This window comes from Sorangium sp. So ce381, assembly GCF_051473845.1.
Classification (GTDB): domain Bacteria; phylum Myxococcota_A; class Polyangia; order Polyangiales; family Polyangiaceae; genus Sorangium; species Sorangium atrum.
The window spans coordinates 3,657,501-3,677,759 of record NZ_CP150336.1 but is presented as its reverse complement, the minus strand read 5'-3'; the positions used below and the strand labels follow the sequence as shown (position 1 = coordinate 3,677,759).

The 20,259-nt window shown below is 72.1% G+C and carries 15 protein-coding genes and 1 tRNA gene (1 of these 16 cut by a window edge); 9 read left to right on the top strand and 7 right to left on the bottom strand.

Translation table 11 applies throughout. The annotated features are described in order from the left end of the window. Positions 1–202 precede the first annotated feature (202 nt). Positions 203–574: a hypothetical protein gene (locus WMF29_RS14005; RefSeq protein ID WP_437329295.1), complete on the bottom strand. Its 372-nt coding sequence runs from the start codon at positions 572–574 to the stop codon at positions 203–205. 251 nt (positions 575–825) lie between these two features. Between WMF29_RS14005 and WMF29_RS14000 the strand changes: the two genes are divergently transcribed. The 6 genes from WMF29_RS14000 to WMF29_RS13975 all read left to right on the top strand — a co-directional run bounded on the left by WMF29_RS14000 (position 826) and on the right by WMF29_RS13975 (position 8,805). Then, on the top strand, positions 826–2,520 hold the full coding sequence (locus WMF29_RS14000) for a tetratricopeptide repeat protein (protein WP_437329294.1): 1,695 nt from the start codon (positions 826–828) through the stop codon (positions 2,518–2,520). 83 nt (positions 2,521–2,603) lie between these two features. Further along, positions 2,604–4,772 (top strand): DUF1565 domain-containing protein, encoded by a 2,169-nt coding sequence (locus WMF29_RS13995; RefSeq protein ID WP_437329293.1) that lies wholly within the window; start codon positions 2,604–2,606, stop codon positions 4,770–4,772. Between the two features lie 203 nt (positions 4,773–4,975). After that, the gene (locus WMF29_RS13990) at positions 4,976–5,809 is read left to right on the top strand and encodes a metallophosphoesterase family protein (RefSeq protein ID WP_437329292.1); all 834 of its coding nucleotides are present in this window, start codon (positions 4,976–4,978) and stop codon (positions 5,807–5,809) included. A gap of 86 nt (positions 5,810–5,895) precedes the next feature. Further along, positions 5,896–6,630, top strand: coding sequence for an AgmX/PglI C-terminal domain-containing protein (locus WMF29_RS13985; RefSeq protein ID WP_437329291.1), 735 nt, complete (start codon positions 5,896–5,898; stop codon positions 6,628–6,630). Positions 6,631–6,834: 204 nt separating this feature from the next. Next, entirely contained in the window at positions 6,835–6,993 is a 159-nt protein-coding gene (locus tag WMF29_RS13980) for a hypothetical protein (protein WP_272103522.1), read from the top strand. Positions 6,994–7,089: 96 nt separating this feature from the next. After that, positions 7,090–8,805: a L,D-transpeptidase family protein gene (locus WMF29_RS13975; RefSeq protein WP_437329290.1), complete on the top strand. Its 1,716-nt coding sequence runs from the start codon at positions 7,090–7,092 to the stop codon at positions 8,803–8,805. Here WMF29_RS13975 and WMF29_RS13970 read toward each other — a convergent pair. The 5 genes from WMF29_RS13970 to WMF29_RS13950 all read right to left on the bottom strand — a co-directional run bounded on the left by WMF29_RS13970 (position 8,792) and on the right by WMF29_RS13950 (position 16,545). Further along, complete coding sequence (locus WMF29_RS13970; RefSeq protein ID WP_437329289.1) at positions 8,792–10,048, bottom strand: pyridoxal phosphate-dependent aminotransferase; 1,257 nt, start codon at positions 10,046–10,048, stop codon at positions 8,792–8,794. The genes WMF29_RS13975 and WMF29_RS13970 overlap by 14 nt on opposite strands. Positions 10,049–10,176: 128 nt before the next feature. Continuing rightward, the gene (locus tag WMF29_RS13965) at positions 10,177–12,615 is read right to left on the bottom strand and encodes a S8 family serine peptidase (protein ID WP_437329288.1); all 2,439 of its coding nucleotides are present in this window, start codon (positions 12,613–12,615) and stop codon (positions 10,177–10,179) included. An 89-nt stretch (positions 12,616–12,704) separates the two neighbouring features. Further along, positions 12,705–14,237: an acyl-CoA carboxylase subunit beta gene (locus WMF29_RS13960; protein ID WP_272103516.1), complete on the bottom strand. Its 1,533-nt coding sequence runs from the start codon at positions 14,235–14,237 to the stop codon at positions 12,705–12,707. Positions 14,238–14,253: 16 nt separating this feature from the next. Next, the gene (locus WMF29_RS13955) at positions 14,254–15,657 is read right to left on the bottom strand and encodes a VWA domain-containing protein (RefSeq protein ID WP_437329287.1); all 1,404 of its coding nucleotides are present in this window, start codon (positions 15,655–15,657) and stop codon (positions 14,254–14,256) included. 39 nt (positions 15,658–15,696) lie between these two features. Continuing rightward, positions 15,697–16,545 carry a redoxin domain-containing protein gene (locus tag WMF29_RS13950; protein WP_437329286.1) on the bottom strand — a complete coding sequence of 283 codons (849 nt, stop codon included), beginning with the start codon at positions 16,543–16,545 and terminating at the stop codon, positions 15,697–15,699. Between the two features lie 24 nt (positions 16,546–16,569). Between WMF29_RS13950 and WMF29_RS13945 the strand changes: the two genes are divergently transcribed. From WMF29_RS13945 to tadA, 3 genes are all read left to right on the top strand, one after another. Continuing rightward, the gene (locus WMF29_RS13945; RefSeq protein WP_437329285.1) at positions 16,570–17,199 is read left to right on the top strand and encodes a hypothetical protein; all 630 of its coding nucleotides are present in this window, start codon (positions 16,570–16,572) and stop codon (positions 17,197–17,199) included. A gap of 861 nt (positions 17,200–18,060) precedes the next feature. Next, a tRNA-Arg gene (locus tag WMF29_RS13940) sits at positions 18,061–18,134 on the top strand. A gap of 43 nt (positions 18,135–18,177) precedes the next feature. Next, positions 18,178–18,702, top strand: a complete 525-nt coding sequence (gene tadA / locus WMF29_RS13935) for a tRNA adenosine(34) deaminase TadA (protein WP_437329284.1) — start codon at positions 18,178–18,180, stop codon at positions 18,700–18,702. Between the two features lie 24 nt (positions 18,703–18,726). Here the strand turns inward: tadA and WMF29_RS13930 are convergent, their stop codons facing one another. Next, a protein-coding gene (locus WMF29_RS13930; protein WP_437329283.1) for a transglycosylase domain-containing protein crosses the window boundary here: on the bottom strand, positions 18,727–20,259 show its 3' portion. 837 nt of this gene lie beyond the right edge of the window; 1,533 of the gene's 2,370 nt are visible here — the last part of the coding sequence; the start codon falls outside the window, past its right edge; it ends in the stop codon at positions 18,727–18,729.

Below are 20,259 nucleotides of genomic sequence, written 5' to 3'. Positions count from 1 at the left end.
ACCTCGATAGCGGCGCGCGGCGCATCAGGCGGCGCCGCGCGTCGGCGCATTGCGCGCGCCGCGCCTCACGTGCGGGATGCGACTCGCGCGCGTCCGGCGGCGCCGCGCGTCGGCGCATTGCGCGCGCCGCGCCTCATGTGCACGGAAGGCGGCGCATCGCGCGCGGCGCGCCTCGTCCGCGCGCCGCGCACGCCACGTCGGCTCACGGCTTCTCGAAGATCTTGCCCGGGTACTTCCGCTCGAAGTGCCCCACCACGCCCCGGCCGATCGCCACGATGGTGAGCCCTGCGATGCCCATCTTGATGGCCGGCCCGATCAGGGGGACGAAGCCGACCGCCCGGGTGGCGAGGAATTTCAAGCCCTGCCCGAGGATCGCGAAGCTCCCGCCGGCCGCGGTCGTCACCACGGATCCCACGTTCTCGCCGTAGATCTCGCCGACCATCGCCATCATGTGCGTCTCGATCGCGACGAGCCCGGCGGAGGTCGAGATCGGGAGCGGAAGCGCGGCGAACGCCGCCCCGCCGATCGCGTAGCGGTGAACCCATCGGAGAGCTTCATCCCTGCACGTCGTCATGTCCCGAGGTTGCCGCAAGTCTCGCCATCCGTCCATCGAGCTCCGCGCTGACGGAGCGAGCGCGTCGATGGCCCGGAACACCCCGCTCTTCTGTGCGCTGCCTTCCCGTGCCGCGGGAACCGCGCGTGCATGGCCGTCGCTCGGCTCGACCTCCGCGCTCGCGCCGGAGGGCGGTGCCCGAGGCAAAGCGACCCCGCGAGGGGATGTCGGACCATCGGAGCCCGTGGCGATCCGGGCTCCAGGAGGTGCCCATGACAGCTCGACGCGCGCTCTTCAGCCTGCCCCTCCTCTGCGCCTGCGCCGCCTTCGCGGCGCACGGCGCGGAGCCACGCCCCTCCTCGCCTGGAGCGGGGCCGCCGACCGGCCCTGCGCCCGCAGAGGCGCCCGACGCCGAGCGCGTCCCTCTGTTCGAGGACATCGGCGCTCTCCATCACCCCGTGACGACGTCATCGCCGCTCGCGCAACGCTATTTCGATCAGGGGTTGCGGCTCGTCTACGCGTTCAACCACGACGAGGCGAGGCGCGCATTTCAGGAGGCCGCCCGGATCGATCCCGGCCTCGCCATGGCCCGCTGGGGCATCGCGCTCACGCTCGGCCCCAACATCAACCAGCCGGCCGACGCGGCGCGGGAGCGGGCCGCCCTCGATGCCATCGCGGAGGCGCGCGCGCTCGCCGCGTCCGCAAGCGAGCGCGAGCGCGCGTACATCGACGCGCTGGCGGAGCGCCACGCTTCGACGCCGGGCCGCGACCGGGCGGCCCTCGACCGCGCCTACGCGAGCGCGATGCGCGAGCTCGCGCGCCGCTTCCCCGACGACCTCGACGCGGGTGTGCTCTTCGCCGAGGCGCTCATGGATCTGCGCCCGTGGGACCTCTGGACGCCGGACGGCCGGCCGCAGCCCGAGACCGACGAGATCGTCTCCACGCTGGAGGGCATCCTCCGGCGCGATCCCGAGCACGTCGGCGCGAATCACTATTACATCCACGCGGTCGAGGCGTCGCGCGCGCCGGAGCGGGCGCTGCCGAGCGCCGAGCGCCTCGGCGGTCTGGCCCCTGGCGCTGGGCACCTCGTGCACATGCCGTCGCACATCTTCGTGCGCGTCGGTCGCTACGCCGACGCCTCCGACGCGAACGAGCAGGCCGTGCTGGCCGATCGCCGATACCTCCGCGAGCGGCGGCCGGAGGGCATCTATCCGATGATGTACTTCCCTCACAACCTCCAATTCCTCTCGGTCTCGGCGAGCATGGAGGGGCGCAGCGCCGTCGCCGTGCACGCCGCGCGAGAGCTGGCCGATGCGGTCCCCGACCACAACGTCCGGCACATGCCGATGCTCGAGATGTTCCGCCCTGCGCTGCTGTTCGCGCTCGTCCGGTTCGGACGGTGGGACGACGTGCTCGCGGAGCCGGCGCCGCCGCCCGAGCTGCGGTACACGACGGGGATATGGCGCTATGCGCGCGGCCGCGCGCTCGCCGCGACCGGGCGCCGTGACGATGCCGCGCGCGAGGCGGCGGCGCTCCGGGCGATAGCGTCCGAGAGCTCGGAAGACGCGACGATCGGCAAGAACCGCGCGAAGGACCTGCTCGAGATCGCCTCGCTCGTGGTCGAGGGCCAGATCGCGTCGGAGCGGGGCGAGACCGGCGCCGCTGCCCGCCTGCTCGAGGAAGCCGCGCGCATCGAGGACGAGCTGCGCTATTTCGAGCCGCCGGACTGGCCCGAGCCGGTCCGCCACACGCTCGGGGCGGTGCTCCTCAAGGCGGGTCGCGCGCGCGACGCGGAGGCGACTTACCGGGAGGACCTGCGCCAGAACCCGCAGAATGGCTGGTCGCTGTGCGGGCTCGAGCGCAGCCTGCGCGCACAGGGCAAGGAAGAGGACGCAAACGCCGCACACGCGCGCTTCAAGCTCGCCTGGGCGCGGGCCGACGTGCGGCTGTCCGGGTCATGCCCGTGAATGTCCGGTCTCGAGCGGCTGAAGACGGCGAGAGAGGCGCGCATTGCCGGCGCGCACATCGGAGCATCTGCTAGGTTGGTGGGGTGTTGCGCGCGAAGCTTGGACACTCGGCGCTCTGGTGTCTTTTCTCTCTCGCTTCCAGCCTGTGCGCCGTCTCGCTCTTCGGCTGCGAGAGCACCAACCTGCCGCCGTATACCAGCCTCCCGGGGGAAGGCGCCGGCGGCTCGGGGTGTGCGCCAGGGCAGATCAGCGGCGCCAGCGGATGTGCGCAGGTGGGCATTCCGGGCTGCGTCGACGCGTTCGTCGACGAGGACGGCTTCTGTCGTCCCACGCTCGCGAAGTGCTCGCCCGGGACGATCCCGAAGCACGACGAGGGCTGCATTGAAGTCGGGATCCCCGGCTGTGCGGCGGAGTTCGTGGAGGGCGGCGCCTGTCATCCCACCATGGCCAAATGCCCGGAGGGAACATTCGCGGTCCCGCAGAAGGGCTGTGTTTCGATCGACGGCCCGGACGGCTGCGGCTCGACGCCGTGGGGCGAGATCGTCGAGGCCCCCGGCGATCTCCATGTCGATCCTGGCTACGAGGGAGGAGACGGCGACGGGTCGCGGGAGAGGCCGTTCACGACGCTGGCGGAGGCGCTGGCGAGCGTTCGGGCGGACGGGCGCGTCGTCCTGGCCGAGGGCGAGTACGACGAGCCGATCGAGATCACGAAGCCCATCGAGATCGTCGGGCGGTGCGCCTCGCGGGTGGTGCTCCGGGGCGAGCAGAGCGATCCCAGCGGCAACGTCAGCGCGGTCTGGATCCACGACGTCGAGCGGGCCGGCGTGAGCGGCGTGAGCGTGCTCAGCGCCTCGATCGGGATGCTGATCCAGGCAGCGGCGGTCTCGGTGCGCGACATCCGGGTGACGGGCGAGAGCGGCAATGGACTCGTGGTCGCGCTCCCTGGCGCGCGCCTCGATCTGTCGCGCAGCCTCATCCAGTCGTCGTGGGCGGACGATGGAGCGGGCGAGGTCTGGACGAGCGTGCTCGTCGTCTCCGGGGCCGAGGCGCGGCTCACCGAGAACGCGCTGGTCGGGGGCACGGTCAACCTGCGAATCAACTCGGAGGCAGCGGAGGTGGTCGCGGAGGGCAACCTGCTGGAGGCAGCGGCGCTGCGGTCGGTGACGAGCGACGGCGTCGGCGTGCACCTCGAGGAGGGCACGCTCCGGCTCGACGCGAACGCGCTCGTCCACCATCGCCTGGGCGCGCTGGTGACGGGCGCCGGCGCGGAGCTCGCGGCGGCGCGCAACCTCATCGCCGCTCCGGCAGACGCGGCGCCCGAAGCCGGCGGCCTGGCCGTGGAGCATGGCGCGCGCGCCTCGCTCGCCTCCAGCGTACTGTCAGGGGCGTGCGATGCGCTGCTCGTCGTCGCGGACGCCGATACGGCGGTCGAGGCATCGGGCAATCTCTTCGATGGCGTGGCCGCCTCGGAGAGCGATCGCCTCGGAGTCGCCGTCGAGCAGCGCGGCGGAGCGCTCTCGCTGTCGTCGAGCCTCGTGCGCCAGGCCGGCGACGCTGGGCTGTTCGTCTCGGGCGGGACGCTCTCGGCGAGCGGCGTCGTCATCGAGGGCACGCGCGCGAGCCCGCTGCACCGGGATCGCGCCGCCGGCGTGCTCGTGCAGGGTGGCCGCGCCGCGCTTGCGTCCACGTATGTCCTGGAGCCCCACGTCGCGGGCGTGTCCGCGTCCCAGGGCGCGACCCTCGAGATCGCGGACAGCCTCATCGAGCGCTCGCTGCCGGAGGAGCGCGCCGGCACGGGCGGCGTCGGCCTGCTGAGCGCCGGGGCGGCGCAGGTCCTCGTCCAGAGGTCGGCCGTGCTGGAGAGCCGCGTGGCGGGCCTGCTGCTGGCCTCGCCGAGCACGGTGGAGGACACGGTCATCCTCGGGGTCGAGGGCGGCACGTTCTCGGCCCTGAGCGCCGGTGGGCAGACGGAATCGGTGCAGGACCTGGGCGATGGACTCGTGGTCCTGGGCTCGACGGCGCAGGTGAGCTACGTGGAGGTGCATCGCTGCGCGCGCGCCGGTTTGCTCTTCAGCGACAGCCGCGGCGCGCTCGCGAGCTCAGAGTCGACCGGCAACCGGTTTGGCCTCGTCGTGCAGGGCGCGCAGGCGCCGTCGGTGTCGGAGGACAACAGCTTCGAGGGCAACCAGGAGAGCGATCAGCTCGCCGGAGGCACGCTCCCCGTCCCGAGCAGCGCCACGCCCGCCCCGTGAATGACGATCGCTCGTCGAGCGGCGCGGGAGCGGCGCCGCCCGGCCCGGACAGACGTCGCGCCCGTCGCGGCGACGCGGGCGCGGATGTCGTGTTGAGCTCGCGAGGCGCGCGTCGAGGCGCCTCGCGCAGCGACGGTTTGCGTCGCCGAGAGCTTGCGTCGATGTCGCGAGAACGACGTCGGTCAGGGCTCACGATCGCGTCGATGACGACGATCGCGCACCTCACGGACTTCCATCTCCTCGAGGCGGATCACGACCGGCGCCGCGGCGCCGAGCGGTGGCGGCTTCGTTACCTCAGCTTCGGCCGCCCCATCGACGCAGCGCAACGCCGGCGCCGCACGCTGGCCGCGCTCGTCGAGGCGTGGCGGACCGGGGCGGACCACCTGGTGCTCACCGGCGACCTGACGGAAGACGGGACTCCTGCCCAGTTCGAGGTGCTCGCGGCCGTGCTGGCCGCGAGCGGTTGGGACCCGGCCCGCGTCACGTTGGTGCCTGGCAACCACGACGCGTATACCGAAGGTGCGTGGGAGCGCGCGCTGGAGGGCTGCCTCCGCCCCTTCGCGGCGACGAGCGGGCAAGGGACGGCCGTCGCTCTGCCCGGGGCTGTCCTGGCCGCGGTCTCGACCGCCATGATGCAACCGGTGACCCGCTCGGCGGGCGCGATCGCGGCCCGCGAGCTCTCGTGGATCGCCTCGCTCGCCGCCGAGACGCGCCGCTCGGGCGACGCGCTCGTGCTCGCGCAGCACCACCCGCCGCTCCGCCATCCGATCGGAGCGATGCAGTGGCTGGATGGCCTCATCAACAGCGCTGAGCTCATGGCATTGCTCCACGAGCACGATCACCTTCACGTGATCCACGGCCATACGCACCGAGAGCACGACGCGCCGGTGCGCTCAGGCGCGCCGCCTCGCATCTTCTGCGCTCAGGCGCTCGTGGACGGACCTTCACCGCTACGCCTCTACCGTGTGCGTTGCGGGCGCCTCCTGTCCGAGCGCGCGCGCGTTCGGAGCGGCGCGTCGGCGTTCGCGCTGGCGTAGAATCTCTCACACGCACTGCAGCGCGCGTTCCCCTCATCGCGCTCTTTTCGCCCAAGACGCGGCTCGTATAGAGTCCTCGTCCGATCATGAAATTCACGCGCTTGCTCAGGTGTACGATCACCGTCGTTGCTCTCTCGACGTTCGCGGCCCAGCTGGGCTGCGGCGGCGCCGCGCCCACGTCCGTGGCGCCCGTGATGGTCGACGCCGAACCTGTCGAGACGTCGAGCCCCAAGATGAGCTCGCGTTCCGAGATCGGCGGCATGAACGAGGAGAAGGTGCAAGCGGCGTTCGAGCGCGTGTCGCCTCGGCTCTCGCGCTGCTATCAGAAGGGCGTCCAGCGGATCCCCTATCTCGGGGGCGAGATCCGCTTCAAGGTCCGGGTGACCGAGGAGGGCACGGCGCGCTGGGCGTTCGTGAAGGACTCGAACCTGGGCGATCGCGAGACCGAGGCGTGCATGCTGAGCGTCCTGAAAGCGACGAGGTGGCCGAAGCCGGTCGGCGGAGAGGGTCTGGCGGAGAACAGCTTCACCTTCGAGCCGAGCAGCGACGAGCGCCTGCCGGTGCCCTGGACGCCCGACCAGCTCGGGACGCCGTACAAGAAGGCGAAGCCGGCGCTCGCGACGTGCCGGAGCCAGGCAGGCGCCAGCCAGCTCAAGGCCACGCTTTACATCGACACCGACGGCAAGCCGCTCAGCGTGGGCGTGTCCAGCAACGACGAACGGGGCGAGGAGGCGGCCGAGTGTGTCGCCGGCGCGCTGCGCGAGATCACCTTCCCCTCCCCTGGCAGCTATGCATCGAAGGTGAGCGTCGACATCAATTGACGTGACTGACGTGACGCCGCGGACCTAACGCAGCGACCGCCCGCACGCCGGGCTGGCCGTTGGCGGAGGTACCCGGCGGCGGCCCGCTTCGCGCTGCGACCGGCCCTGTCCGACGCGGAGGCGGTCGCAGGGTTCGTTCATTGGGCGCGAAATCTACCGCCCTTGCTGGCAGCGCGCGCCGCGGGACTGCGCTACGCTCTCGTCGTGGGCAAGGTCCTCCGGCAGATCCTGGTGCTCTTGTGGAAGGTGGCTCGCCTCGTCCTGTGGAAGTGGCTGAAGCCGCGCCTCATGAAGTTCGCGATGATCACGGCGGCGCTCGTCGGGGTCATCCTGCTCGTGGTGGCCGTGCTCGGCAGGCTCTAGCGGCGAGCGTGGCTCGCCTGCGCTGGCGGCCGCGGGCGGCGCAGGTGTCGTTCGCTTGTCCGCAGCCGCTTCCGGCAACTAGTCTCTCCCGCTTGCATGGCTAGCTCACCGCCTTCCTTGCTCCTCGCGGCCCTGACGTGCGCGATCGCGTCGGGCGGCGCCGCGGCTTGCTCCGAAGAGAGCCCCGCCGAGGCGGCGCCTGCCTCGCTCGAGGCGGACGCCCTGCGGACGCCCCCCGAGGCGGACGCGCCGCGCGTGTCCGCGGGAGCGGCCGCGCCGGGCGCCGCGGTCGTCGAGGCGGCGCACGTCGCGAAGGCCCCGGCCCCGGCCCAGGCGGAGGCCGAAGCGCCGCCCTCGTCGAGCGCAGCGGGAACGACGCCGCCGGCCAGCGCGGCGGGAGCGACACCGCCGGCCAGCGCGGCGGCGGAGGGCGCGCGCATCTACTCCAAGGCGCGGTTTGCGTGGATCAGCCCTGGCCCTTACCCGACGCGGGGCTGGAGCGGTTACCTCGGGCTCGGCGGCTCCGTCGCGCTGCGCGGCGGAAGCGTCGAGGCCGCGCGGACGCCCGGCGAGGGGTGCGACGCGTGGTACGCCATCGAGCCGCGGGGTTACGTCTGCGCTGGCGCCAGCGCCGCGGTCGACCCGAACGACCCGGTCGTGGTCGCGCTGCGGCCGCACGCGCCCAGGGTCGACTCCCCGTGGCCCTATGACTACGCGGAGTCGACCGGCGCGCCGCGCTACCCGCAGCTCCCGAGCGCGAAGGAGCAGCGGCGCGCCGAGTGGGACCTCGAGGAGCACCTCGCGAACATCGCGAAGGTGCGCGCCGCCGAAGGCGCTGGCGAGGAAGCTATCCGCGAGATCGACGAGGCCCTCGTGGGGGTCGACCTGAAGCCCGCGGGGGTCGCCGCCCCGGCGCTGTTTCCTTTCGGCGGCCTCGTGCGCGAGGGGCGCGACCGGATCGTGAACGGCTCGACGGTGGCGTTCACCCGCGCGTTCGACGCGCAGGACCGGACCTGGGTGGTGACCTCGGACCAGGCGTACATGCCGAAGGATCGCCTGAAGCCCTACCCGCGATCGAGCTTCCAGGGCGTCTGGCTGAAGGACGGGCGTTCGCTCCCGCTCGCGTTCTTCCGCAAGACCGATCGACCGAAGTACCAGCGGGGCGCCGGCGGCCGCTTCGAGCCGACCGGCGCGTCGTTCGCGCGGCTCGCCTCGGTCGGGCTCACCGGTCGCGCCGAGGCCGAGGACGGCGAGCGGTTCCTCGAGACGCAAGAGCCAGGGGTCTACGTGCGCGCGGACGACGCCGTCGTGATCGAGGCGGCGAAGAGCTCGCCGCTCGAGGGCGAGGCCGATCCGTCATCGCCGCCGCGCAAGTGGATCGAGGTGAGCGTGCTCGGCGGCTGGTTCGTCGCCTACGAAGAGCTCACCCCGGTCTTCGCGACGCTCATCTCACCGGGGCGCGGCGGCGTCCCGAGGCAGGGCATCCCCGCCATCGAGACCGCGGCGACGCCGACCGGGCGCTTCCGCATCGACGGGAAGTTCGTGACGGCGACGATGGTGTCGAGCACGAACGACAAGATCGTCCACTCCGAGGTGCAGTTCGTGCAGAACTTCAGCGGACCGCACGCGCTGCACGGCGCGTACTGGCACGACGCCTGGGGCGAGCCGAAGAGCGGCGGCTGCGTCAACCTCTCCCCCATCGACGCGAAGCAGATGTTCGCCTGGACCGACCCGCCGGTGCCGGAGGGGTGGCACGGCCTGCGGGCCTCCCGCGACGCCGGCCGCTCCACGGTGGTCCTCATTCACCGCTGATCGCGCGCGCGATCCGGCCCGCGAGCCGCAGCGCGGCTTCCGCGAACACGTCCGGATCGAGCAGCAGGCCGACCACGAGGAAGCCGTCGCGCGGCATGTCGAAGAAGTAGCCGGGGTGGACGATGATCCCCTCGTCGCGCACCAGGAGCTCGACCCAGCCGTCCTCGTCGTGCACGCGCGGGACCTCCAGCGTCGCGTACCAGCCGCCGTCGATCGGGAGCCGCCGGACCGCGCCCCCGGCGCGCGCCTCGATCGCCGCGTCGAGCGCGGCCAGGTTGGCCTGCACGCGCGACAGGATCGCGCGCTGGACGGGCGCCCGCGAGGCGAGGATCTCCGGCAGCGCGAGCTGCACCGGGGTGCCGACCGAGAGGTAGGTGTCAGCGATGACCTCCAGCCGCTCCAGCGCCGCGGCGGCGAGCTCCGGCGGCCCCGAGACCGCGATCCAGCCGAGCTTGAGCTGCGGCAGCGCCATCACCTTGGAGAGCCCGCTCAGCACGAAGGTCAGCGCCTGCCGCGAGCCGGCGAAGCTCGGAAGGCGGTCCGGGGCGAGGTCTCCGTGAGCGTAGTCCCCGAAGACCTCGTCGACGATCAGCGCGAGCCCGCGCTCCCCGGCCCACGCCTCGAGCGCGGCAGCGTCGTCGCGGCGCACGAAGGAGCCGGTCGGGTTGTTCGGATGGACGAGCACCACCGCCCGCGTCCGCTCGCCGGCCGCGCGCTCGAGCGCGCCGAGGTCGATTCGCCATCCTTCCTCCCTGAGGAGCGGGTAGGGCGTGAGCGCGACGTCCTCGAGGCAGGCCAGGTACTCGAGCAGCGGGTACGACGGCACGGGGACGAGCACGTCGTCGCCGCGCTCGGCGAGCAGCTTGAGCAGCCAGCCGTACGCTTCGCTGGTGCTGGCCGTCAGCACGACGCTCGACGGATCCACGTCGAGCCCGCGCTCCCGGTAGTAGCGCGACACCGCGGCGCGCGCCGCCGGATCGCCGAGCGGCAGCGGCGAATACCGCGCGCCGCGCGGCTCGCCGAGCGGCGCGATGAGGTGAGCCGCCTCGATGATCCCGCAGCGCGTCGGGTTCGACTCGGTGAAATCGACGAGCGCGCGCCCCGCCCCGCGCGCCTCTGCGAGCAGGGACGCGAGGCTGTTGCCCGAGAGATCCCAGCCGGTGCGCGCCGCGAACCGCATCGGCCGGGGGGCGCGCGCGTGTCCCGCGTCCGCCTCTACCGCGGGAGGTCGATCCAGGCTCACCCGTTTCTCCATGGGTCCGTGCACCATCGCCGTCGTGCTCTACCCCGCCCCGCCGCTCGGCCACCGTGACACGGACGGCGCCGGACGGCAGCAGCGCGACGCGAGGGCGCACGGGCCGCGGGGGGTGCTCAGCCGCGGCGCCGCCGCCGCGCTGCCGACACCCCCGCCACGAGGACGCTCGCGAGGCCCCAGGCGGCGCGGCTCGACGGCGGCGTGCGGTCCGGGCCAGCCGCGGCCCAGGTGCATGCGCCGCTGGTCGCCTCGAGCTCTCCGTTCGCCATCCAGACGTCGCTCCCTACCGGGAGCTCGCGCGCGCCGAGCGAGGCACCGCCGTAAAGGACGTCGATGGCCAGCGTCGTCCCGCCGGAGCCGCGCGGCGCGGCGACCGCGAACTGCCACAGCCCGCGGCGCACCTCCCGGAGCGGCGTGTGCATCGCCCCGCCGCGGACGGCGACCGTGAGCTTCCCATCGACGCCCCTCACCGGGGCTCCGTCAGGGCGTCGCAGCTCGATCGTCCCCCAGACCGGCCACGACGGGTCGGGCCTCGCGTAGGTGCTCGACAGGACGTACCAGCTCTTGGCGAGCGCCGGTTCGTTGCCGCCGGTCTCGGCGGCCTCGAGCGCGAGCCGCGCGCCTTCGAGATCGAGCACGCCGGGGCCGAGCTGCGCGTCGAGCGGCACGGCGCCTCTCGGGTACCGCGCGCCTGCCTGGAGCGCCTCCGTGACCTCCGCCTGGGTCAGGTTCGGGTTGACCTGGAAGAGGAGCGCGATCGCCCCTGCGACCTGCGGCGCCGCCATGGACGACCCTGACGCGATCGCGTGGTAATCGTCGACGACGAAGCAAGGCTCGTCGCCGGGGCACCCGGGCGTATCGAACAGCCCTCCGGGATGGGTGCGCGGGTCGACGCCGCTGGCCATGGCGGCGGCGACCAGGCCGCCGGGCGCGCTGATCTCCGGCTTGGCGACGCCGAACGGCGTGGGACCAGCCGCGCTGAAGTAGCAGGCGCTGTCCTCTTCGATGTCCACGCCGTCGAGGCTCGTGAGGCGCACGCTCGTGGAGCTCCCCTGCGGCTGCCAGCGGACGCGGTTGATGGTGCATCCCACGGCGAGCAGCCCAGGGTGGCTCGCGGGCACGTTGATCGTCCCTTGCTTGATGGCGCGCGGGAACAGGAGCCCGAGATCGTGCGACGGCGAGACGTCGCCGAGCCCCGTCACCCAGAGCTGCGCGTCCCCTTGGCCTCGCAGGCGGATCGCGAACTCGCCCGCCTTCCACGCCCCGCTGAAGGCCACGACGGCGCTGTTCGTCGCTGCGGTGATGGGCGACTTCCCGTTCGCGAGCCGGTTGATGACGGCGCCGGTCGTCTCGCCGTCGTCGCCGGTGTAACCGGCGTCGTCTCCGGGCTCGACCAGGCCGATCCACGCCTCGCCGCCTGGCCCCTCGAGGCCGACCGACACCTCGTCCCCGGGCCGGAAGGTGATCCAGACGTATCCTTCACCGCGCTCCGCGCTCGGCGTGCGGATGGGCACGCGCGTCTCGGCGTGCGCCGACACGTGGGCCTCGGTGTGGATCCCGAGCGATCCTTCGCCGTCGATCTCGTACAGCGCGCCGCTGTTGCCGGCGGCGACGACGATCGCCCGCCCCGGATGAGCGCTGCCGACCATCGCGGCGAGCCCCGCCTCGAGCGGGCTCGTCCCGTCGTGGGGCCCGAAATCGCTCCCGACGCTCAGGTTGACGACCGCCGGCATGTTCAGCTCCTCGGCGCGGTCGAAGATGAACTGCACCGCCTTGAGGATGTCCGGATCGTCGAAGCCCTCGCCCGGCCGCGCAGGCGCGGCGATGATCAGCGTCGCGGCGGGCGCCACGCCGACATACCGCGGCCGCTCCGAGACCATCGGCCCGCCGTTGCCTGCAGCGATGGATGCCACGTGCGTGCCGTGCCCCGCGATATCGCGGAGGATGCCGGGCATGCTCTTCGCGAGCATCGCGTCGATGTCGGCGTCGGAGAAGATCGCGCACGCCGACTGGTCCGGATCATCGCACCCGTACGTGTGCTCGAGCGCCGCGTGCAGCCCCTTCGGGCTTCCGGCCTGCAGCATCCATCGGATCCGTGTCTTGCCGTCCTTGTCTCGAAAATCCGGGTGGGTCACGTCGAGGCCGGTATCGACGACGCCGACGACCACCCCCTTGCCGTCCGCGCCGGTGACCTTCCTGTACGGCTCGACGCGGATCCACCCCTTGGACCGATCCAGCAGGGGCTGCCGCGGCGGTCCTGTGAGCAGCCTGAGCTCCGGGTGCGCGGCGGAGAAGGCGCCGACGTCGCCGGGCGCGAGCCGGATGGTCCCGAGGCCCGGCGCGACCGGGAGCAGCCCGAGCGCCCGCGCGTCGGCGCCGGCGGGCAGCGGCACCATCACCGGGATGCGCCCGCGCGGATCGGCGAACGGGTGCCGACCCAGGCGCGAGCTGAGCAGGCGCGCCACCGCCGGTGCCGGGACGTCGGCGCGCGCTTCACCGGCCGCGAGGGCGAGGCCGAGCAGCGCGATGGAGAGCGGAGACCTGCGGGCGAGCACGCCGCGAGTCTACACCACGTCCGCGCGCGGCCGAGGTCTCGAAGGGCGCCGCCCTCGCCGCGCGTTCTCCGAAGCGCGCCGCGGCCCGCTCACACCGGCGGCACGAGGTGCTTCTTGCGCGGCCTCTCCTCGACCTTGCCGGCGTACCGCTCGAAGCGGCGCGCCACCTCGCGGCGGAGGTTCGCCGTCGGGATGATCGCGTCGATCACGAGCTCGCTCGCGAGCTTCTCCAGGTCGACGTCGGCCCGGTACTCGTCGCGCAGCTTCTGGACGAGCGCCTCGCGCTCGGGCCCCGCCGGGATCGCCTGGATCTTGTTGAAGTAGACGGCGTTCACCGCGGCGCTCGGCCCCATCACCGCGATCGAGGCCGAGGGGAGTGCGACGCACTCGTCGGGCGCGAACGCCGGCCCGCACATCGCGTAGAGCCCGGCGCCGTACGCCTTGCGCACGACGACGGACAGCTTCGGCACGCTCGCCTCGCTCACGGCGGCGATCATCTTCGCCCCGGCCCGGATGATCCCCTGCCTCTCGACGACGGTCCCGATCATGAAGCCAGGCACGTCGGCGAGGTACAGGAGCGGGATGTTGAACGCGTCGCACAGCCAGATGAACCGCGCCGCCTTGTCGGCCGAGTCCACGAACAGCACGCCGCCCTTGTATTTCGGCTGGTTCGCGACGATGCCGACCGCTCGTCCCTCGACGCGCGCGAGCCCCGTGACGATCTCTCGCGCGTAGAGCTTCTTGATCTCGACGAAGCTGCCCTCGTCGATGATCGCGTCGATCACGGCCATGATGTCGAACGGCTTGTTCTCGTCGGCGGGGATCACGTCCTCGAGCGGCCGCTGCCCTGGCTTCTCCGGCCTCGGCTCGACGCGGGGCGCGGCCTCGGCGGAGCTCTGCGGCATCAGCGCGAGGTAGCGCTTCGCGAAGGCGATCGCCTCCTCCTCGGTCTTCACGAGGACGTCGCCGCACCCCGAGACCGAGCAGTGCATGCGCGCCCCGCCGAGCTCTTCGAGCGTGACCTTCTCGCCGATCACCATCTCCGCCATCCGCGGAGAGCCCAGGTACATGCTCGCGTTGCTCTCGACCATGCACACGACGTCGCAGAACGCCGGGATGTAGGCGCCCCCCGCCGCCGACGGGCCGAACAGCAGGCAGATCTGGGGGACGAGGCCGCTCAGCTCGACCTGGTTGTAGAAGATCCGGCCCGCGCCGCGCCGCCCGGGGAACATCTCGATCTGATCGGTGATGCGCGCCCCCGCGGAGTCGACGAGGTAGAGCAGCGGGCACCGGAGGCGCCGCGCTGTCTCCTGCACGCGCAGGATCTTCTCGACGGTGCGGCGCCCCCACGAGCCGGCCTTCACCGTCGAGTCGTTCGCCATCACGCACACGGGGCGCCCGCCCACCGTCCCGGTGCCCGTGATGACGCCGTCGGCCGGCAGCTCGGGATCCAGCGCGTTGGCGAGCGCCGCGTCCTCGATGAAGCTGCCTTCATCGACGAGCAGCGCGACGCGTTGCCGCGCGAACAGCTTGCCCTGTTCCGCGTTCTTGTCGTGGTACTTCTGCGCGCCTCCCTTCTCGATGCGCGCCGTGAGATCCCGCAGCTTCTGATCGAGCGACATGGCGCGACCCATAGCCCTAAGCGCGCCGGGCGACCACCTCCCGCGCCGCCGATTCGAGCTCCCGCGCGGTCCGGGCGACCAGCACCTTCGTCGACGCGGCGGCGTAGCGCGGCATCGCGCTGTCTCCCGTCCCCCAGGCGCCCGGCCCCTCGGGGCAGAGCCACAGGAGCGCCCGCGCCCTGTCGCGCAGCCTCCTCACGACCTCCGCCTCGTCCGCGAAGTAGTTCGTGCGCCCGTCGCCCAGGATCACGAGGGTCACCCGCCGGTCCACGTCACGCCCGTGTCGCTCCTCGAAGGCCGTCAGGGCGCGCCCGTAATTCGAGTTGTGCGCCCGGCTCACCACCTCGCCGCGCTGGATCCGATCGAGCGCCGAGCCCGCCGGCAACGCCTCGAAGAGCTCGGTCGTCTCGGCGAGTTCGCTCACGAAGACGAACGATCGCGTCCGGTCGAAGAGCTCCTGCGCCGCGCAGACGAACTCGAGCATGAACCGAGCGGCGACGCGGACCGAGTCCGACACGTCGCACAGGATCATCAGGCGCGGCTTGTCGCGCCGCCGCGCCCGCCGCGCCGGCTGGAACGGTACGCCGCCGGTCTGGAGGCTGCGCCGCAGCGTCCGGTGGGGATCGATCCTCCCGCGCCGCGCGCGGCGCCTGCGGAGCCGCTCCGCGCCGCGGAGTCGCTGGGACAGCTCTTTCACGGCGCGGCGCACCTCCTCCATCTCGCCCTCGCCGAGCGAGGCGAACGGCACATCCATGCGGCCCTCGGCAGCTGGCTCTCCGCCCTCGAAGCGCCGGAGCGACAGCGTCACGTGCTCGCGCACGCGGTGCCGCATCCGCTCCAACTCGGCGGCGAGCGCCTCCGCGAGGGCCCTGCCACGCTCCTCGCCGAGCGCCTCCTCGAGCGCGCTCCGGATCCGCCGCAGCGCGCTGGCGACGGCCGGCACCCCGAGCTGATCCATCACCCGCTGCGCGAAGAAACCGACCTGGAGCGAGCTCGTCATCGGCGCGAGCACGCGCGCGATCCCGGCCGCCTGGAGCGCTCGGTCGAGCTCCCCTGCGGTCCCTGCGAGCGCCTGGAACGCGATCGCGTCGCCCGAGGCGCCGCTCCGCTCCGCCGCCGCGCTGAGCAGATCGCGCAGGGCGGAGAGCTCCCCATCCGAGAACCCTCGCTCCCGCAGGCGCCCCCAAAGATCGCCGACGTGCGCGCCCTCGGGGGAGAAGAAGCGGTCGAAGCAGGCGCGGTACCGGCGAAGATCGGCGGCGCGCTCGACGACCACCGCGCCGATGGCGTCGCGCAGCGTCCCACGGTCGCCGAACCCGACGAGGGCGCACGCGCGCGTGACGTCGATGGCCTGCGCCGTCGAGACGGCGAAGCCGTCGCGGCGCAGCGCCCAGAGGAACTCGTCGATGGCGAGGAGCATGGAGAGCGTACCGGTCCAGCCCGCGCGGCCCCGCGGCGGCTACGGCGCGGGCTCCGCGAGCAGCGCCTTGAGGAGCTTCTCGACCTCGGCGTGCCGGGTCGGGTCGTACCCGACCACCACGTCCCGGATGACCCCCTTCTTGTCGATCACGAACATGGTGGGGAGCGCCTTGACGCCGTACGCCGCGGAGGTCGACTCCGACGCGTCTGCCGCGACCGCGTAGCGCATCGAGAGGGCCTGCGCTGTCTTCGTCGCGACGCCGACCTCGTCGGTCGTCACGCCCAGGACCCGCAGCCCCTGCGCGGCGTACGCCGCGTGCCACGCCGAGAGCTGCGGGGCCATCAAGCGGCATGGCGCGCACCAGGTCGCCCAGAAATCGAGCAGCACCACGTTTCCGCGCAGGGCCCCGATGTTCGCCGGGACGGACCCTCCGACGGTGGTGAGCGGCTTCCAGGCTGGCGCGAACGTGCCGATCTTGTCGAGGCGGAGGATCTGATCGTGCCCCGGGAACGGCACCAGCGTCGGCGCGACGTCTCGCTCTCGACCGCCGCGCCGGATCCGGAGGTTCACCACGTTTCCAGGCCCCGCGAGCGCGACGCGCGCGACGAGCTGCTTTGGCTCGTCGATCTGCACGCCGTCCGCCGCGAGGACCTGGTCCCCGTCCAAGATGCCCGCCTTCGCCGCCGGCGAGCTGTTGATGACGTGCTTCGCGACCACCCCCCCGGCCGGCCCTGGCTCCAGCTCCACGCCCAGCCAGGCGCGGCGGGACGCCTCCTCGGCGGCTGCGCGTGGGGCGCCTCCCAGCAGCGCAGCGCCCGACAGCGACACCAGCGTGGCGGCCAGGAGGGCGCGCCATGCGCGGCCTCGCCTGGAAGAGGCCAGGTACATCCGGGCAGTGTAGCATCTCGACCGGTGCGGTCCCGAACCCGCCTCTCTGCGTGGTGCGCGCTCGCTGCGGCGTCGCTCGCCTCGATGACGCTCTCGACGGAGGCGCGGTTCTGCGCCGGGTGGGCCCCCCTGCCGCTCGGCTGTGCGCCGCCCCCGTCGTCCCTGTCCCGCGCGGACGTCGCGGGGACCACGGAGTGGATCGGACCCGGCTCCAGCTCCACCCCCGAGGCGCGCGCGCCGGCCGAGGCGCCCGCTGCACCTCCGGCGGCGGCGCCCTCGGCCTGGGAGCTCGCCGGCCAGCTCGCGACCTTCCAGCCCGTCACGGATCGAGCTCGGTCCCAGCACTTCACCGGCGAGATGGAGGCGGAGGTGAGGATCAACGCGGCGGCTGCGCCCTACCCGCAGCTCGGTCCGGATCGCGTCCTCCCCTCTGGCGCGGCCGTGGTCGAGTTCCACTACCGGGCGGGCTCGCCGGAGCCGGCCACGCTCCTGGCCATGGTGAAGCGACCGGCTGGCTACGACCCCGACGGCGGCAACTGGGAGTACCTGGTCCTCACGCCCCAGGGCACCTCCACCCACCGCGGCGCTCTACCGCTCTGCAAGCGCTGCCATGCCGACGCTCCGCACGACCACCTCTTCGGCGGCCCCCGATAGGCGCTCGCGGGCCCTGACAGCGCGGCGCGTCACAGCGCGCGTTGACCAGCGATCTCGGTCCGCAAAGATTGCGAAGCACGGCATGGCACGCGACAGCGGTGCCCGAGCACCTCGTCGGACACCGATCCGCGACCACCGAAGAAACCGCGACGAAACGTGAGTATTCCGTTGGACGTGTGCGCGCGCGAGGACGCGCCGAGGAGGAGGCCGCGAGATGGCACAGAGGCTGCTCCAGGCGGAATTGACCGTGTTCTGCGCTGTGGGCTGCAGCGTGTCTCGGTCCTCCTCCCCTCGTAACGGGCCTCACTAGCTTGTGCTTGGTCGTTCAGCTGGCGCCATCCGCCTCGTCCATGGCGTCGCTGCTGCTTGGCTTACGGCTTCTTCCCGTTTCGTCAGCTTGGCCTGCTCGTCTGGTTGTGAGTTTCTGAGCTTCGCTTGCCCTTCGAGAGCGTGTGAAAGCGCGCGGCCATTCCGTAACGGAGTCGCCGCGCGCCCTGTTTTTGTCCTGAGCTCGTTGCCCGCCGCCGGCATCGTGCGCGTCGGAGGCATGGCCCGCTCCGCTCGCCCGCTTCGCCCTGCGGCGGCTCAACCTTGCGGAGGGGATCAGCCTTTGCGGACGAGAAGGCTCGGCCATTCGGAGGGAGTCGCGGGAGGGCGAGGCGCGAGGGCACAGGAAGCAGCGATGTTTGCAGCGACCTCGGCCGCAAACGCCGCGCATCCGAGCAGACGCCCTCAGGCCTCGATCACTTTTCCTTTGACAGCTCGCTCAGGGGCGTATAAACGCCGGCACTCACTTCGCGCAACCGAGCGCGACGCGGGAGTGCGGTGGCGTAGCCACGTCTTGCACTTGCCTTCACCAGAGCGCCCATAGCTCAGCTGGATAGAGCATCGGCCTACGAAGCCGGGGGTCGGAAGTTCGAATCTTCCTGGGCGCGCCTGATCGGTCGTGTAAAAGGTCCTGAGCCCCTCGTGGACGTCATGGATGACGGAGCGGAATTGCTCCTCTCCCCTGTGGCACAGCCGGAGGAACCAGCGAGCGTCGACGCGCTGTGGATGCGCGAGGCGCTCGCTGAGGCCGAGGCTGCGGCAGGTGCCGGTGACGTCCCCGTGGGGGCGCTCATCGTCGATGCAGCGGGGACGGTGCTGGCGCGCGGTCGAAACCGTCGCGAGGTCGATCAGGATCCGACCGGCCACGCCGAGGTGGACGCGCTGCGGGCGGCGGCCAGGCGGCTTGGTCATTGGCGGCTCGAAGGGGCGACGGTCTACGCGACGCTGGAGCCGTGTCCCATGTGCGCGGGCGCGCTCGTCAATGCCAGGATTGCGCGGCTCGTCTACGGCTGCCCGGACCCGAAGGCGGGAGCTGTCGACACGCTGTTCGCGATCGGGCGCGACAACCGGCTCAACCATCGCTTCGCGGTCACCTCGGGCGTGCTCGCAGACGAGTGCGCCGGCGTGCTCCGCGCGTTCTTCGCGAAGCTCCGGACCGCCGCGTCGAAGCGCTGACAACCCGGCCCGCGCGTGCGGGCGTCAAGGCGCCGCCCAGGCGCCGCCCTCGTCCTCTCCGGATCTCTCCTCGCCGGCTTCACCGCCGTCCTCACCGCTCTGACGGGACGCCAGATGAGGCGCAGGAGAGCCTCGCACCACGACCTCCTGAAGCCCCTTCTCCAGCTCCTCGTCGGAGATCCGCTGGCGCCTGTGCGCGATCTGCATGAGCTTGCGCAGGTACCCGCTCCACGCAGGCGTCACCTCGCCGTTCGCGTCGAAGTGCTGCACGCTTGGGTTTGGCAGGATCGACGCGATGTACAGCGCCTGTCCGAGCGAGAGCTGCGCCGCCGACGCATTGAAGTAGTGCCGCGCGGCAGCGCCGATGCCGTAGACCAGCGGCCCGAACTCCACCGCGTTCAGGTAGAGCTCCATGATCTGCTCCTTGGTGAGCTCCTGCTCGAGGTACATGGTGAGCAAGGTTTCCTGGAGCTTGCGCGCCACGCTCTTGGTCCGCTCGAGGTAGAGGTTCTTGGCGAGCTGCATGCTGACGGTGCTCGCCCCTCGCACGAACCGCCTCTTCCGGAGGTTCTCGCGGATCGAGTTCTTGATGGCTTCCTCGTCGAACCCGTGGTGCCGGTGGAAGCCGCCGTCCTCCGTGGTCAGCACGGCGACCTCCATGAAGCGGGAGATGTCTTCGTAGGAGACCCACTCGGGGGCCCCTGGCCCGGACTCGATTTCGACGCGCTTGCCGCCGGGCCCGTAGACCAGGCGCCGGAACGCGCGCTTGAAGCGATCGACGCTGAGCTCCGGTGGCATCTCGGTCACGCGGCAGGTGTTGGAGATACCCCAGTCAAGCAAAAAATTCCGGTCGAGGTTCGCTGTATCGAACCGGAGCTTCCCTTCGATCCCGAACGAGCCGGCGAGCCTCATGCCGTGGAGCTTCGCCACGATGCCTTTGGGCACCGAATCCAGCATCGACTGGCAAGCCGTGAGAGGCACCTCGAAGTTGCCGCGGACCCGGTGTGAGTTTCCGGCGTGCTCGTATTCGCCGCGCGCGATCAGCCTCAGTGCACCGAGGTCGACCTCCGCGTCCTCGGCGACGAGCTTGGACCCGTCGAGCTTTGCGTTCGCCTTCGCTCGCCATGCCAGGTCGAGGCCAGCGATGGGCTCGTCTGCCAGGGCCGCGCTCCGCAGCGAGAGGTTTTTCAGCCTTCCTTCGCCGTCGATGCCGAGCGTCTGGCCGTCGGCAGAGAGGACGACCCGCGCTCGGCTGACGATCGACGTCCGCGCCACATCGAACAGGCCCATGTCCCCTTCATGGACGCCGAGGGTGGAGAGCCAGATGGGTCCGCCCTGCACGTCGGCGACGATCTCCTGCGGGGTTTCCTTGGCGTCGCTGATCGGCACGCGAAGGCGAAAGGTGAGCGCCTGCTGGGCGTCGGCGCCGGCGGTCGCGATCGCGGCCTCTCCGGGTGAGAGCTCCACCACGAGCGAGCCTGCCTCACGCCGCACGGCGAGGTGGCCCGGTCCCAGGTTGAGATGATCGGCGTCGCGCTGGAGGCGCGCGGTGACGCC

Coding starts and splice junctions, on each gene's coding strand:
- WMF29_RS14005 (WP_437329295.1), bottom strand. CDS start 574: ATGACGACGTGCAGGGATGAAGCTCTCCGATGGGTTCACCGCTACGCG.
- WMF29_RS14000 (WP_437329294.1), top strand. CDS start 826: ATGACAGCTCGACGCGCGCTCTTCAGCCTGCCCCTCCTCTGCGCCTGC.
- WMF29_RS13990 (WP_437329292.1), top strand. CDS start 4,976: ATGACGACGATCGCGCACCTCACGGACTTCCATCTCCTCGAGGCGGAT.
- WMF29_RS13985 (WP_437329291.1), top strand. CDS start 5,896: ATGAAATTCACGCGCTTGCTCAGGTGTACGATCACCGTCGTTGCTCTC.
- WMF29_RS13975 (WP_437329290.1), top strand. CDS start 7,090: ATGGCTAGCTCACCGCCTTCCTTGCTCCTCGCGGCCCTGACGTGCGCG.
- WMF29_RS13960 (WP_272103516.1), bottom strand. CDS start 14,237: ATGTCGCTCGATCAGAAGCTGCGGGATCTCACGGCGCGCATCGAGAAG.
- WMF29_RS13955 (WP_437329287.1), bottom strand. CDS start 15,657: ATGCTCCTCGCCATCGACGAGTTCCTCTGGGCGCTGCGCCGCGACGGC.
- WMF29_RS13950 (WP_437329286.1), bottom strand. CDS start 16,545: ATGTACCTGGCCTCTTCCAGGCGAGGCCGCGCATGGCGCGCCCTCCTG.
- tadA (WP_437329284.1), top strand. CDS start 18,178: ATGGATGACGGAGCGGAATTGCTCCTCTCCCCTGTGGCACAGCCGGAG.